Source organism: Pseudoalteromonas sp. SWXJZ94C (assembly GCF_015864385.1).
Lineage (GTDB): Bacteria > Pseudomonadota > Gammaproteobacteria > Enterobacterales > Alteromonadaceae > Pseudoalteromonas.
Window position 1 is genome coordinate 20,254 of record NZ_JADYXF010000032.1, and the last position, 15,517, is coordinate 35,770.

Genomic DNA, 15,517 nt, shown 5'->3' on the forward strand with positions numbered 1-15,517 from the left:
AGCAGCTCTATGTCGATCTAAACACCGTAGGTTGGGTTGAGTGGAACGAAACCCAACTTATATATTTTCCCATCATTTTAATTCGTAGACATAGACACTTTGCATTACCACAAGTAAAAATAGCCCCCTATCTGCAGATAAACTAATCTAATGTTTCTCAACTTAAAATGTTTATCGCCTTAACTCTTTTATCCTCATTGAAACCTGTATTTTCTAACCCATGCAACCTATTGATAAATATTAACTTCGTCTCTTGATTTAGTGAGCTTACCGCAGTAAATATGTTGGACTTATCTACATTAAAATCTGTAGACAATACTTCTATTAATATCTTTAGCGATTGGTCATCTTCTTTATCTTTTAAAAGATCTAAAATAAACTCATATTTTGGACCACCGAAATATCTCTTACCTAGTTTTCCTGCAGCTCCATTTCCTATTTGGGATATAATACACAGTATTTCGTAAGTAACTTCATGTTCTAGTAAGTCCATAGCGATAAGTGAAAAATTTTGTTTCTTTAAAACTTCTACAAACTCAGACGATTTAGCTCTTTCTGCTTCTCTTTTTATTTCTGTAAATATAGCTGAAAGTAAATAAATATCATTAATAGTAGCGACCTCTTTAATCACGCTCTGAAAGTTATCTTTATTCAATATCTTTATTACTAGCCTTGTAAAAAGTTCTTTAAAGTTCTCAGCATTTTGATATTTATTTTTTTTAACTTCAGTCGCAACATAGTCAAAAAGTACTTTATTTAAATTTTTATTTGTAAATGACGATGACCTTTTAAATAAAACATCTTTGAAGCGCAGTAAAACCAATTGATACTGCTCATCACAACATAACTCTTTTGCTAATGCTTCAAGTTCGTTTCCATCACGAATTCTTGAAAATATAGTTTGTTCATTTATCTCTTCTCTTAAAGGCGACTCTTTTATAATTTTCTGTAGATAATTAACATTAGGATCATTAACGCCTAAGCTCTGAGTGGACATCAAAGCCCTATTAAAAGTTAAATGGTATTGGCTTAATTCATCCTTACCTTTATCTTCAAAACTATCAGCTATTCGATTTAGTGCATCTAACTTTTGCACCTCAATATCATTAGCTAATTCTGTATCATTTTTTTGCTCAATACAGTCCCTAGGAACTAGACCTAACATAGTTATAAAAAACTTAATATATGTTGGATCATTTGTCTTCATCATATTTTTAATTATTGGAGTAACATTTGCTGTACCTAGTTTTACAAGGAAGTCATAGTTACTCTCAAGTGCTGTAAAATAAGCTGGTTTAACCTCTCTTAAAGTACAAACCATTAATAAAGAAAGTAGGTTTACCTCACCCATTAAGCGTTCAGAATTCCAAGACTGACTGACTCGCCGTAATATTTTTTTAAGTTGTCTAATTGAAACAATTACAGCTTTTAAAGCATTAACCTCATCAATAAATAAGTTATTTCTCTTTCTCAAAGCTTCCATAAATTCCGAACGTTTGCAAAATACATGTACCGAAAAGCTATCTTCTATCCTATTAGGGTTCAGTTCGACTGTAGGCATGTTATTAGATAAAATAATAACCTTATTAAGGTGCAACGCCTCTTTGAGGCCCTCTTGAATAAAGGAAGTTATTGATAACGATAAATCAACGTTGAGAACATCTTCCCTATAATCAGTTCCTTTTGATATTATCACTGTTGCAATCTCATTTTCATTACCCATTACAATAATGAAATTAATATGACTTAAATCCCGATTTTTTAACCTATCCAAAAGTGCAGCAATATCATTTAAGCGCTTTTCGTTTTCATCGCCGGTCCCACGATCTACATCTTGCAAAGTAATCAGTAATTTATGATTTGTAACTTTTAATACTGCGTTGAGCTTTAAAAAGCTGCCCTCAATATCAACAGGGCCAGCAAGTAACGTTGAAGCGAATTGAAATACGCTCCCCCCTGATTTCAGCGCTTCGGTATAATGTTTAGGTAAGGCACGGAAAGCGCACATATCAATGTACTGGCTTATATCATCAATAATATTGCTCAGTACAACATGGGCAACACTGCCGGTGGCTGCGCCCCAAGTAGATATATCGCTGTGTATCCAGACTCTCGCTTTTTCAGACTTTTTTGCCAAATCATTCACAATACTTTCGACGATACTGCTTTTTCCGCAACCATAAGGCCCACATAAAGCTATGTGCTGCGCTAAATCCTTTTCATCTTTATCACCGCCATTTTGTAGCCGCTCGGTAATGCGCGTGGCGTAAACCTGTAAATCGGGTTCTAATTCCTCTGTGCTTTTAATAGTCGAATCGTCTTTAAACCATTTTCGAAAATCTTCTAAGCTATTCAGCTCTGGGTTTACCTGAATGGTTACATCTTCATTTTCAATAGTGATGCTTGGCTGTTTACTTTGCCTATACTCATCAAATAACAAGTAAGCCGCCAATATAAAATAACTAGCAGCTAGGTACATAAAGACATTAAAGGCAGGCGCTATATCGCCCAGGCTGATAGCAAAAACTATGTAAATTAAACTAAGACCAACCAATACAGCAGTAAAAATTGGCTTTTGGGTATAAAGCTTTGTCTGATAAATGACGGTTATTAGCATGCCAATAAACGTAAGTGCTAGGTACTTTAAGCTCATAAAACTTTGTGCGTATAATGCAGCTTCATCAAATTTTGGTGCTGTGCTTAGCATGTAAAAAGCAGTCAGAAAGAATGACGCTAATACAGCAATTGTCACTGGCGGGTATCGCCAGTTAAACCCAATACTGCGTTTAGGATGCGATATATAAAACTTATCAAGCAACAGCTTTATGCCAATACCCGCTAAAAAAGCGCTGCTGTAATATAAAACCGGATTAGGATTTAAAATAGTGCCCCAGCCTGCATAGGACTCTTGCACAAAACCGACTTTGCTTAAAAATACAGTAATTGTGGAGGCGGTAATTGCGCACAATAAAAGAGAAAGCCAACGTGTGGCTGTAATGCGGAGTTTTTTAACTTGTGACAACTTAATATCCTTATCAATACGTTACCTTGCCAGTGTATATCAATTGAACATTATTGAATAAGCAAGTTTAATAAATAAAACCGCCTCTCTTCGCTTCACACTCGCATGGCGCTATGACATGTTGGGTTTCGCTTCGCTCTACCCAACCTACGCTTCATAAGTTGAGTTTTATTTCTTCAGGGGGCAGGTCTTGTTTTTAATTTAAGACGAAAGCCAAAAAGAATGACCTGATCCAATTAACTAATGATGGCTGTTATAAGTTTTTTCTAGGGCGTGTCATTAATTGAACGCTTTTTAAAAGCGACAACTCTTAACGATTTTGCTGGGCGATAAAAGCAAGCGAGTGCTTATTGAATAAGTCAGGACGTTCCACATTACAGACATGGCCACAATGGTGAATAGTTTGCAGTACGCTATTTTTATGACGCTTAACCATTTCTTTAACAGGACCAAGGAACATATGATCTTCCTTACCCATAATGTACAGAATGGGAATATCAATGTCTTTTTCTTTGAAATATTGCATTAAGGGATTTACGTCCATGGCTAATTTAAACCATTTTATAAACTCTTTTTGGCACAAGCGTTTTGCTTCACGAACAAACAAAAGTCGAGATTCTTTATGACGCTTCTTCGGCATCATAATAAAAGCAAATAAGCGATACAGCCACATATAAGGCAAGAAGTGTTTAAAAGTATTACCTAAATAAACCAATGTATTACTGCGAGTATTAAAACGAGTAACCGCTCCACCTAGCACCATGCTAGAAACATAGTGCGGCGCAATTTCAGCAATATTTCGAATAATAATTGTACCTAATGAAATACCAACAAAGTGTGCGCTGGTGATATTGTTATGGTCTAACACGTCGATAATGTCTTTTGAGACATTATTAAATGAATAATTATTATCAACAAAGTTTTGTACTAAGTTATTCGATTTTCCATGACCACGAAGATCTAGCAACAACACATTATATTCTTTTTTATAGGCTTTAAGCTGACGAAACCAGATTGCCGAACTACCACCTGCTCCATGGACAAATACAACCCATGTTTTACTGGTTTCGTGTGGAAAAATAGTATGGAAAAGAATGTCTTTGCTCATTGCAGTTAGTGGCCTATTTACTTCGTTTGGCATATTCAATTGCAGGAAGTATAACGGAGTTTAATAAAAATCTCTTATGAAGTTCTGATCAATGGCAACTACTTAGCAGCTTTTGGGAGCTGATTATGATTTTTAAATGAAAACCAATAAAAATGACCTTCCCTATTTTCACGTTATGGAAATCGCCTATCTTGGCTTTGCTGCTGGCGTGGCGTGTTGGGTTTCGCTTCGCTCTACCCAACCTACAGTAAATTGTAATGTGGTGTTGCCATTTAAGGGGTTTGTTCACTTTTACACCGCTGTTTAGTATTCATGACACTTGTCCTGCTATTGGGTCTAATTAATTAGTCTACAAACACCCTCAAAGCATGAAATTTTTAACTAAAAACTATACCCTTCGGCGCAGTTATTATTTAAATAATGGATGAACACACACACATGACAACATCTCAAGATGCAACGCTTTTAAATGCATCAACAAACACACACACAAACTCAAGTTCAAACACAAAAACTAAATGGAACCTGCACGATACGCAGTGGACATTAAGTTTATTTGGTACCGCCGTTGGCGCGGGTATTTTATTTTTGCCTATTAACATTGGTATTGGCGGTTTTTGGCCGTTAATTATTATGGCGTGTTTAGCGTTCCCAATGACCTTTTTTGCTCACCGTGGATTAGCACGTTTTGTATTGTCGTCAAAAAACAAAGATGCCGACTTTACCGATGTCGTTGAAGAACACTTTGGTGTGACTGCGGGTCGATTAATTTCCTTGTTGTACTTTTTATCTATATTCCCAATTTTGCTTATCTACGGTGTGGGTCTAACCAATACTGTTGATAGTTTTATGGTTAACCAGATGGGGCTAGAATCGCCATCTCGTGTTCTGCTTTCGGGCGTACTGGTAGCCGGTATGATTAGTTTAATGATGGGTGGCGAGCGTTTAATGCTGCGTGCCTTTGCTATTTTAGTGTATCCGCTTGTGGGTATATTATTCTTTTTATCGCTTTATTTAATTCCTAGCTGGCAAATGCCAAATGTGAGTGTGCCTGAAATAGGCAGCTTTGGTAAAACACTGTGGTTGTCGATTCCTATAATTGTGTTTTCGTTTAGCCATGCAGCGGCTATTTCAAGTTTTGTAAACGTGCAACGCGGTCATTATGGGGATCAGGCTACACGTAAGTCTGAGGCGATTTTAAAGCGTACTAGCTTGCTACTTATTACGTTTGTACTGTTATTTGTATTTTCTTGTGTGCTGTCGCTTACAGGCGAGCAAATGGCAGCAGCTAAAGCGGCTAACGTATCGGTTTTATCCTACCTTGCTAACATTACTGATAACTCGTTTATTGCCACACTTGGGCCGCTTGTTGCTTTTATTGCGATTACGTCATCGTTTTTGGGTCATTTTTTAGGTGCACGCGAAAGCTTTACAGGATTAGTGACAAAACAAACAAGCTTGAGTGCTAAGGTTGCCGATAAAATTGGCGTGTTTATTATGTTTTTAGCTATTTGGTTTTGCGCTGTTAAAAACCCAAGTATTTTAGATATGATGGATCAATTATCAGGCCCTATTATTGCGATGATTTTATTTATTATGCCAATGATTGCGGTTTATAAAGTGCCTGCACTTAATAAGTATCGTAATCGCTTTAGCACGCTATTTATATTAGCGGTTGGCTTACTCGCAGTGTTTGCACTTTTATACAGTATGCTTAAGTAATATTTTTTAAATAAAAAAATGGCGCTCATTGAGCGCCATTTTTAATTTAATTCGTTGCTATTATTCTGTATCTGGCAAGTTACGACCATAGAATATTTCTTGCATTTCACGAGTCAGTTTAGAGCGAATTTGCTCTTCTTCACCCTCAGACAAATCATCAGTAGAAAGACCGAATAAATACGTGTTTAAGTCGGTTTCTTTTAACATCATTTTTGTGTGAAACAGATTTTCTTGATACACGTTCACGTCCATCATTTGGTACGCTTCTTTTGTATCTTCTGTCATAAAGTTTTGAATCGAGCTAATAGCATGATCAATGTAATGCTTAACACCGTTAATATCGCGGGTAAAACCACGTACACGGTAGTCAATCGTCACTACGTCTGACTCAAGACTATGGATTAAGAAGTTTAACGCTTTAAGAGGCGAAATAATGCCACAAGTAGAAACTTCAATATCAGCACGGAATGTACAAATACCATCATCAGGGTGAGCTTCTGGGTATGTGTGTACACAAATATGACTTTTATCTAGGTGCGCAACTACTGAATCAGGTAACGGACCCGGCGCTTCGTCAGCATCATAATTTTGCTGTTCTTCTACCGGCTCTTCTGAAACCAAAATTGTTACACTAGCACCTTGCGGTTCATAATCTTGGCGCGCTACATTTAAAATGTTAGCACCAATAATATCAACAACTTCACCTAAAATGTCGGTTAGTCTATCTGCACTGTACTGCTCATCGATATATTCAATATATTCTTTACGTTGCTGCTCGGTTTTTGCATAGCAAATATCGTAAATACTAAAGCTTAAACTTTTGGTTAAATTATTAAAGCCATGAAGTTTAAGTTTATCGAAGGGTTTGTTCATAATAAACCAACCTATAAATTAGTGGGTTCTGCACCTGCAGAATGAAAAGTTCGCGGATTTTATACGAATTTTCCTCATGGAAAAAGCGTTATTTTCCTTGATCTTGCACAACTTCGTGGCTATGCGTAATTTCTACTGTTTTATCAAGCATTAATGCGACCGAACAATACTTTTCAGCAGAGAGTGAAACGGCGCGTGCAAGGTGCTTTTCAGATACATTATTGCCTTTAACAACAAAGTGTAAGTTGATTTTAGTAAACACACGGGGAGCGGTTTCGGCGCGCTCTGCACTTAGTTGTACTTGTACATCTGAAAAATCTTGTTTAGCTTTTTTTAAAATGCTTACAACATCAACTGACGAGCAACAACCAACCGACATTAAAACCATTTCCATTGGGCTTGGTGCTGCGCTATCACTGCCGCCATCAAAAACAACATTATGATTAGAATTCGAACGACCAATAAATGTATCGCCTTCAACCCATTTTACATTTGCTTGCATTGTTATATCTCAAAAAAATATTTTCTTGATTGTAAGCAAGTTAGCCGTAGTTGCAAATTAAAATATACTGCACGGCTATATAAAGAGTTAAGAGCCTTGTGTAACCGCATTATCGAATAAGTTTTTAACTAAACCGGCAAACTCATCTATAAATGCATGCTGTTCGACTGTGACAGGCTGTGAGGTGATGCTGCTGAGGACTTCTTCTAAATCGTAAACTATGCCGTCAACTTCACGAACAATAAGGCTACGCTGTTCTATATTGAGGCTTGTATGCTGTTGGCAAATTAGCATTACATTATGTGCAATAACATCTTCGATTAATTCCATAACCGTTGGTGCACCTGGTTTTATTTCGCCTGGTTTCTCAAACAATGCTAAATTTTGAGTTAGATACATGATCAAGTCGTTGTATCCTGGCCTATCTAAAACCATTTTTTTACCGCCTTTAAATAATTAATTATGTTGATTTAAGCAGAAAGCTCTGTTGATTACTAGCTTTGCACGGTAGCAATACAAAAAAAGCAGCCGAAGCTGCTTTTATAGTAATTAAGTAGTACTTAATCTATTTTTAAGCCAGGGCTTAATGTTGCTGGCATAGCTACTTTTTCAAGCTCTACTGAAGCAACTGGGTATGCACAGTAGTCGGCTGCGTAATACGCGCTTGCTCTGTGATTGCCCGAAGCGCCAATACCACCAAATGGTGCTGCGCTTGATGCGCCAGTAATTGGTCGGTTCCAGTTAACAATACCTGCACGAATACGACGTAAAAAGTGGTCGTAATCTGCTGCACTATCACTTAATAAACCAGCCGATAAACCAAAGGTTGTATCGTTTGCTTTATCAATTGCTTGGTCAAAGTCGTCAAAGCGAAATACTTTTAAAAGTGGTCCAAAATGCTCTTCATCTGGGAAGTCACTAATATTTGTACACTCAATAATACCTGGTGTTACAAAGCCAGTATTGGCTGTGTGCTCAAGCTCTACTAATACTTGACCGCCAAGCTCAACAAGTTCGTTTTGCGCTTTAACCATACCTGAGGCTGCAGCTGATGAGATCATAGAGCCCATAAACGGCTGGTCTGCATCGTCATAGTTACCTACTTTAATCGCTTTAGTTGCTGTGATTAAACGCTCAAGTATCACATCGCCTTTGCTACCTGCTGGTAAAAATAGTTTACGTGCACACGTACAACGTTGACCACTTGAAATAAACGCAGATTGAATAATATCGTGAACAACCGCTTTAGTATCTTCAACGTCAGTAATAATAAGTGGGTTATTACCACCCATTTCTAACGCTAAAATTTTACCAGGCTGACCCGCAAACTGTTCATGTAAAATATGACCAGTACGAGAAGAACCCGTAAAGAACAAGCCATCAATACCTTTATGAGCAGCAAGGGCCTTACCCGTTTCTACTTCACCTTGTACAAGGTTAATTACACCTGCTGGTAAACCTGCTTTTTCCCACAGTTTAAGCGTAAGCTCAGCCACTTTAGGAGTAAGCTCAGATGGTTTAAATACAACCGTGTTACCTGCTAAAAGCGCTGGCACAATGTGGCCATTAGGTAAGTGACCCGGAAAGTTATACGGGCCAAATACGGCTACAACACCATGTGGCTTATGACGGATCATCGCGCGCCCAAGTGGCATTGCGTTTTCTACGTCGCCGGTGCGATCTAAAAATGCTTTTTCAGAAATAGCAATTTTACCAACCATAGCACCCGCTTCTGTGCGAGTTTCCCACAGTGGCTTACCTGTTTCTTGTGCGATAGTAATAGCGAGCTCTTCGCTGTTTTCTTTTAATTGCGCTGCGAATGCTTTAACTATTTCTAAACGCTCAGTAAAGCTTTTATCAGCCCATGCATAAAACGCTTCGCGCGCTGCATTTACTGCGGTATCTACTTGCGCCGCAGTTGCTGATGAGGCCTGCCAAATAACGTCGTTATTTGCAGGGTTTACTGAATTAAATTCTGTGCCTTGGCCTTGTGACCATTGACCATTTATAAATTGTGCAGGATGAGTCATATACTTTCTCCTAAATTAAATCGTGGTTGCACTAACAATATCGCCAACTTGCAAATGCAATGCATCTGCTATTTCTTGCGATAAAATAAGACTTTTTGCTCGCTCGTCAAATGTCATTGGCGCAACGGTTGCTCTAAAATCTTCAAGCTTTTCGTTGGCTAGTAACACCATGGTGTCGCCAGTCATTTCGCCAATTTCAACGTTAAAGTGATTTGCATTACGAATAGTCGCAATGTTATCTACTTTTGCTTCAACCGTTGGGCCGCCGTCAAAAATATCTACGTAGCCATTAAACGTAAAGCCTTCGCTTTTTAATAATTCGATTGCTGGGCGTGTGTTGTCGTGTACTTTACCTATTACAGCTTGCGCATCTTTACTTAGCAAGTTTACGTAAATTGGGTATTTAGGCATTAATTCGGCAATAAAAACCTTTTGCCCAATACCTGTTAGGTAATCGGCTGTAGGAAAATCCATTGAGAAAAAGTGCTCTTCTAGCCACTGCCAAAAAGGGCTGCTGCCATTTTCGTCAGACACACCGCGCATTTCTGCAATTACTGTTTGCGCAAAACGCTCTTGATGTTGCTTTATAAACATAAAGCGCGCTTTTGAAAGCAGTTTACCGTTACAATTTTTACGATAGCCATCTTTTAAAAACAGTGTGCAAAGCTCTGTAGCGCCTGTGTAGTCGTTGCATAACGTTAAAATATCAACGGCTTTGTATACATTTAATGTACGCGAAGAGTGAATCACTTTACTTAAGTGATAATGATAAAACGCATCATCAAGCCCTACCGCAGCTTCAATTGCAGACGTTCCTACAACTTCACCGGTTTCGCTATCTTCAAGAACAAACAGGTAGCCTTCGTCACCGGGTTGTGACGTTTGCTTAGCAAATGAACTTACAGAATGGTCTAATTTCTTTTGCAATAGTTCTTCGTTTAATGGCAAAGATGTAAAACCATGCCCAGATTCGTGGGCAATTTTCAGTAATGCTGAATAATCATTTTGCTGGATTGGGCGAAGGATCATCATGAGTCCGCTTGCTCCCTTATAAATAACGGTAAATAGGAATTGCAGGGCAAGCAGTGCTTGCCCTTAATTGGTTGGCTTAAGTCGCTTATGCGTTTACTACGCTTGCAACTGCTTTTTCAAAGCGTGCCATACCTTCGCGAATGTCCGCATCAGGAATTACTAAAGATGGAGTAAAACGTACTACGTCTGCACCAGCAACTAATGACATAAGGCCTTGCTCAGTACCTGCAACTAAAAACTCTTTTGCACGACCTTTGTATTGCTCGTTAACTACCGCGCCAATTAATAAACCTTGGCCACGGATTTCGCTAAATACGTTGTATTTTTCGTTAACCGCAGTAATTAGCTCGTTAAATAATGCTGCTTTAGCTTTTACGCCAGCAAGTACTTCTGGTGTATTTACTGTATCAAATGCTGCTTCTGCAACAGCACACGCAAGCGGGTTGCCGCCATAAGTAGAACCATGAGTACCTACTTTAAGGTGCTGTGCAATCTCAGTTGTTGTGATCATAGCGCCAATTGGAAAACCGCCGCCAAGTGCTTTAGCTGAAGTTAAAATATCAGGTACTACGTTTAAGCCTTGGTATGCGTATAAATCGCCAGTACGACCAACACCTGTTTGTACTTCATCAAAAATAAGCAGTGCGTTATGTTTAGTACATAAATCACGAACGCCTTGAGCAAACTCGTCAGTTGGTGAAACAATACCGCCTTCACCTTGTAGAGGTTCCATCATTACGGCACATGTTTTGTCGCTGATAAGCGCTTCAAAAGCAGCTAGGTCGTTGTAATCACAATGTACAATGTCGCCAGGCTTAGGACCAAAACCATCTGAATATGCAGCTTGACCGCCAACAGTTACGGTAAAGAATGTACGACCGTGGAAACCTTTGTTGAACGCGATGATTTGTGATTTTTCTGCGCTGTATTTATCAAGTGCAAAACGACGCGCTAATTTAAGCGCGGCTTCGTTTGCTTCTGCGCCTGAGTTAGCAAAGTAAACTTTTTCAGCAAATGTAGCATCAACCATTTTTTTAGCTAGGCGAAGTGCCGGCTCATTGGTCATTACATTTGATAGATGCCAGATTTTTTCGCCTTGCTCTTTTAATGCGCCTACTAATGCAGGGTGGCAATGGCCAAGACAGTTAACTGCAATACCACCAGCAAAGTCGATAAACTCTCGACCTTCTTGATCCCATACGCGAGAGCCTTCGCCTCGAACAGGAATTACGCTTGAAGGTGCGTAGTTAGGAACCATTACGTGATCAAATAATTCGCGATTGACTGTCATTTTATTTCCTCTTAATTGTGAGCAACACAAAACATCAAAATAGGTGTTTGGTTAATATTTGTAACCAACTTTATAGGCAAGATCAGTACTCTGATAATTGCGCAAAATTGCTTTGTGGTTCAATTTTCAGACGCACATTATTTCAGAATTACTGATATCTGTCTCGTTAAAAACTTTCATGTATCCCTTTAAAATAAAGGGCTAAAGATATTATTTCATAGATAGTGAATAACTATTTGCATAGTTAATTATGACCAGTTTTAAGTAACTAACCGCATGGGCACTGAGGCGCATGCGGTTTAAGCATTAAATATGCGATATAACAATAGGATTAGAATGAATGATTAGTCGCTAATTAATTAACAAAAATTTCAATTTTTTAGTCAATTTGAATAGCTAGATTGGTAAAATTGCTTGTTTCGAGGGTTTTTAGTTCCGTTTTAGTGAACTTAAAGTACGAAAACCACGTTGCTAATTCGTCGGGCTCAATAAGCTGATGCTCTTTTAAATTTAAATATTGAGCGTAACAACGCGCCTTTAACATTACCTCAGTTAAAGGCAGTAATGTATCACCCTTATCGACCCCGTTTTCTAACTGTTGCATTACACCTTTAAACGGTAAATATTTAAAAGCCATTTTATCTATTACTTTGGCACTTACTGCTATCGATTTATTGCTAAGCAAGTTGGTTAAAAAAAGCGGATCAGGCTGTAACTCTAATAATGCTGTATGTAGATTTTTTTGATTTTCTTCACGAGCAATTTGTATTTTACGCTTCCATACTTGATCAAACGTTTTTAAATACAAACGCACTAACGCAATTCGACCCACATCTAAAAGCATACCGAGAGTAAACGCATGAATATCGTTTACATTATTTATTTGTGCAATCTTTTGTGCCGCAATCGCATTTGCCATGGCACTGTCTCGTAACCTGCGCTTTAATAATGAAAATGGCTCTGTGCTATGTGGCATCCAATGGCGTACTGCAAAAGTAGGGATTACTAACTGTAAATTATCTAAACCAATATAACGTAGCGCTAACGCGGGGCTGTCCACCTTTACTGAGGTGTTTTTACTACGCTGGTTTCGATAATACGGTAAGTTAACTAGCGTTACTAATTCTCGACCAAGCCAACTTAAATCATTAACCAGCGGCTCTAAACGCCCTACAGAAGCTGATTTAACAGCTAAAATATCAATTATAGTAGCAACACTGTCTTCAATTCCGATTGTACTTTTAATAACTGCATCTATGTCGTTAAGCTGTTTATATATTGCAGTTTCTATTACTTTATGAAGCTGCTCGCTCGCTTGAGCACGGTATTTGTGATGAGCTGTACTACTTTGTTGGCGTACATTTTGCGCTGCAATCTCTACCTCTAATAAGGTACGTTGCTTCATTGGTTCGCCGTAATCAATATCTAATGTATTAATAAAGCCAATTTGCTGGTGTGCAAAACTATGACCCAACAATAAATCGTGGGCTCGTTGGTCGAGCATTTTTGCAGTACGTTGTTGCGATACGAGTTCGGTCATTACATCCAGTCATTAGTAAGTATAAAATGCACTCAAGTATTATAACTTTAGAAGCGAGTTAAAAAGTTATCAAGCAGTTTTAAACCGTGTTGCGTTAAAATAGCCTCAGGATGAAACTGCACCCCTTCAATAGCTAGCTCTTTATGTAATAAACCCATTATTTCGTCAAACTCACCTTGCTCAGTTTGAGTCCATGCGGTTACTTCTAGCTCTTTAGGTAACGTTTGTGCTTTAACAGCTAAAGAATGGTAGCGACAAACCGTTAACGGATTAACTAAACCGTTAAACACACCTTTATTAATATGAATTATTGGTGAAGTTTTACCATGCATTACTTTTTTTGCTCGAACCACATCACCACCCAGTGCCTGCGCAATAGTTTGATGCCCTAAACAGATCCCTAATATGGGATACAACCCTTTTAGTTGCTCAACTACATTTAACGAAATACCGGCTTCGTTAGGTGTGCATGGTCCAGGTGATAAAACTATGTGCTGCGGATTTAACTGTTTAATTTGTGCAATGCTTAGCTCGTCATTACGCTTAACTAATACGTCTTGATCTAATCGCTGAAAATACTGCACTAAGTTATAAGTAAACGAATCGTAGTTATCGATCATTAAAAGCATGTAATAAAGCACTCAAAGTAGTTATTTATCGCGGGTATTTCCGCACAATGCATTCTAACTCAAGCATGTATAAGTGTCAGTGATTTGTAAAAGTATATGAAGGAAATAAAAAGCCAGGTGGTTGATTTATGATTATACGAACCCCAGTATATTATATGAATAAGTAGTAATTCACTTAAACAACTCACTTACTTGTGAGTTCATTTATATCCTATTAAGGAGCGAATATGTTAGGCGAAGAACACTCATTAACTAATGATTTTCCAGATCACTTAAATACCATTGCAGAGCTAAATGAAAGCGACACTGAGTTTGCTAAAAAAGCGGATAAATACGATAAGCTAGATAAAGAAATTAGAGTATTAGAACTCAAGGATGCGCCAATTAGCGATGAGCAAATGCATCAACTAAAATATGACCGCTCAGAATTAAAAGACTGGCTATACCAGCGCTTATTACAAGCAGAATAAAGTTAAAGTATAAAGCTAAAGTAACTTTTATAAATAAGGGCTCACTGCAAACAGTGAGCCCTTACTCGTATTAAATCAAAAATGAGTATTACCTAACCAAAGCTCCGGTTACTTAGTAAAACCACCAACTGGATTCATAAACACAGTATTTGGACCTGCAAGAGCAGCTTTAAAATCGTCATTAAGTTCACTAAATACTGTTATTCTAGTCACGTCGACAACATCTAAAAACAGTGGTCCGTTAGTATCCCACTGCGCTAAATGAGCTTTAGCTGCATCTTCATTTATATAACGCTCGTATATATGTACGCTTGATTCATCGTCGCTTAGCGTCCATTCATACATTATGGTACCTACTTCATTTTTTGCTGCCGCTATTAATTGCTGCATAACCACTAAAAATTGATCTTTTTTACCAGCTTTAATAGTACCTTCAACAGTCCACGTAATATCAGTATTCATTATAATTCACCTAATTTAAGCTGTGCTAAAACGCTATCTAATGTATCAACGAGTTGTTGGTTTTTAGTCTCGTTTAATGCATCCAAATGTGGTGGTGCAAAACACTCCGCATCGTTATCAAAATATAAACCTGCGGCATTATTAAATTCATCACTAAGCGCAGCTCGGCAAAAAATATCGGCACCTAATTTTAAATCGCCACCATCTAACCCGTACGCATCCTTAACCATTTTACTACCCAGTAGTGACTTTGGATTTACTGATACAACTAGCGGACCTGTCTCTTTTAATTTAAGCCCTAAATAACGCGACCACATGGTAATAGCCAACTTACTTTGTGCATAAGCAGCGTTATCTGAAATCGCTTTATTGCCAATAAGCGCATCAAAGTTAACACTTGATTGCGCAGCAGATGACACGTTAACTACGCGTGCATTTTTATTTAATAGCGGCAAAAGTAATTTAGTTAGTAAATATGGTGCAAATGTATTTACAGCAAAGCGCGCATCTAACCCATCAGGTGTAGTTATGTTTTCAAGCTTGTATACACCAGCGTTATTAATAAGTACGTCGAGTTGTTTATGATCAGCACTTACCTGCCCTGCCAAATAACGTACCTGTGTCATTTCGCTAAAATCACTCACATAAATTTGAGTACTTGCCTGCGGGTATTGCTCGTTTAGCATTGCTTGTACATTATTAAGCTTTTCTTGATTACGACCATGTAGCAATACAGTATGACCTTGGGCTAGTAGCATTTTTGCAGTTTCTAAACCAATGCCGTCTGTTGCACCTGTAATTAAAATAGTTTTTTTCATTTATATGCCCTATCTGTG

15 protein-coding genes are annotated in these 15,517 nt (G+C 38.1%); 3 read left to right on the top strand and 12 right to left on the bottom strand.

Annotation, left to right across the window (positions count from 1 at the left end; genetic code table 11):
* Positions 1 to 157: 157 nt before the first annotated feature.
* Both I6F65_RS14240 and I6F65_RS14245 read right to left on the bottom strand, forming a co-directional pair.
* Positions 158 to 3,022 (bottom strand): hypothetical protein, encoded by a 2,865-nt coding sequence (locus tag I6F65_RS14240; RefSeq protein WP_197113487.1) that lies wholly within the window; start codon positions 3,020 to 3,022, stop codon positions 158 to 160.
* Positions 3,023 to 3,332: 310 nt separating this feature from the next.
* The gene (locus tag I6F65_RS14245) at positions 3,333 to 4,130 is read right to left on the bottom strand and encodes an alpha/beta fold hydrolase (protein ID WP_197113523.1); all 798 of its coding nucleotides are present in this window, start codon (positions 4,128 to 4,130) and stop codon (positions 3,333 to 3,335) included.
* A gap of 136 nt (positions 4,131 to 4,266) precedes the next feature.
* Here I6F65_RS14245 and I6F65_RS14250 point away from each other — a divergent pair, with 136 nt between their 5' ends.
* Together I6F65_RS14250 and I6F65_RS14255 are read left to right on the top strand one after the other, a co-directional pair.
* Positions 4,267 to 4,437: a hypothetical protein gene (locus I6F65_RS14250; protein WP_197113490.1), complete on the top strand. Its 171-nt coding sequence runs from the start codon at positions 4,267 to 4,269 to the stop codon at positions 4,435 to 4,437.
* 131 nt (positions 4,438 to 4,568) lie between these two features.
* The gene (locus I6F65_RS14255; RefSeq protein WP_197113493.1) at positions 4,569 to 5,852 is read left to right on the top strand and encodes an aromatic amino acid transport family protein; all 1,284 of its coding nucleotides are present in this window, start codon (positions 4,569 to 4,571) and stop codon (positions 5,850 to 5,852) included.
* A gap of 60 nt (positions 5,853 to 5,912) precedes the next feature.
* Here I6F65_RS14255 and speD read toward each other — a convergent pair whose 3' ends face one another.
* From speD to I6F65_RS14295, 8 genes are all read right to left on the bottom strand, one after another.
* Positions 5,913 to 6,725, bottom strand: a complete 813-nt coding sequence (gene speD / locus I6F65_RS14260) for an adenosylmethionine decarboxylase (protein ID WP_002958864.1) — start codon at positions 6,723 to 6,725, stop codon at positions 5,913 to 5,915.
* Between the two features lie 88 nt (positions 6,726 to 6,813).
* Entirely contained in the window at positions 6,814 to 7,227 is a 414-nt protein-coding gene (locus tag I6F65_RS14265; protein ID WP_024610433.1) for an OsmC family protein, read from the bottom strand.
* A gap of 87 nt (positions 7,228 to 7,314) precedes the next feature.
* A complete protein-coding gene (locus I6F65_RS14270; protein WP_166109350.1) occupies positions 7,315 to 7,662 on the bottom strand; it encodes a DUF3802 family protein in 348 nt (115 codons plus the stop codon).
* Positions 7,663 to 7,787: 125 nt separating this feature from the next.
* On the bottom strand, positions 7,788 to 9,257 hold the full coding sequence (astD, locus tag I6F65_RS14275) for a succinylglutamate-semialdehyde dehydrogenase (protein ID WP_024610431.1): 1,470 nt from the start codon (positions 9,255 to 9,257) through the stop codon (positions 7,788 to 7,790).
* A gap of 15 nt (positions 9,258 to 9,272) precedes the next feature.
* The gene (gene astA, locus I6F65_RS14280; RefSeq protein ID WP_166109351.1) at positions 9,273 to 10,289 is read right to left on the bottom strand and encodes an arginine N-succinyltransferase; all 1,017 of its coding nucleotides are present in this window, start codon (positions 10,287 to 10,289) and stop codon (positions 9,273 to 9,275) included.
* A gap of 85 nt (positions 10,290 to 10,374) precedes the next feature.
* A complete protein-coding gene (locus I6F65_RS14285) occupies positions 10,375 to 11,580 on the bottom strand; it encodes an aspartate aminotransferase family protein (protein ID WP_197113496.1) in 1,206 nt (401 codons plus the stop codon).
* Positions 11,581 to 11,959: 379 nt separating this feature from the next.
* Positions 11,960 to 13,120, bottom strand: coding sequence for an HDOD domain-containing protein (locus tag I6F65_RS14290; RefSeq protein WP_166109352.1), 1,161 nt, complete (start codon positions 13,118 to 13,120; stop codon positions 11,960 to 11,962).
* Positions 13,121 to 13,167: 47 nt separating this feature from the next.
* Positions 13,168 to 13,749, bottom strand: a complete 582-nt coding sequence (locus I6F65_RS14295) for an aminodeoxychorismate/anthranilate synthase component II (protein ID WP_197113499.1) — start codon at positions 13,747 to 13,749, stop codon at positions 13,168 to 13,170.
* A gap of 227 nt (positions 13,750 to 13,976) precedes the next feature.
* On the opposite strand from I6F65_RS14295, the gene I6F65_RS14300 reads away from it, so the two are divergent.
* Positions 13,977 to 14,219 carry a YdcH family protein gene (locus I6F65_RS14300; RefSeq protein WP_024610426.1) on the top strand — a complete coding sequence of 81 codons (243 nt, stop codon included), beginning with the start codon at positions 13,977 to 13,979 and terminating at the stop codon, positions 14,217 to 14,219.
* Between the two features lie 108 nt (positions 14,220 to 14,327).
* Here the strand turns inward: I6F65_RS14300 and I6F65_RS14305 are convergent, their stop codons facing one another.
* The gene (locus I6F65_RS14305) at positions 14,328 to 14,681 is read right to left on the bottom strand and encodes a putative quinol monooxygenase (protein ID WP_166109354.1); all 354 of its coding nucleotides are present in this window, start codon (positions 14,679 to 14,681) and stop codon (positions 14,328 to 14,330) included.
* Positions 14,681 to 15,499, bottom strand: coding sequence for an SDR family NAD(P)-dependent oxidoreductase (locus tag I6F65_RS14310; RefSeq protein ID WP_024610424.1), 819 nt, complete (start codon positions 15,497 to 15,499; stop codon positions 14,681 to 14,683). Before I6F65_RS14310 ends, I6F65_RS14305 begins: the two co-directional genes overlap by 1 nt.
* Positions 15,500 to 15,517: the final 18 nt, after the last annotated feature.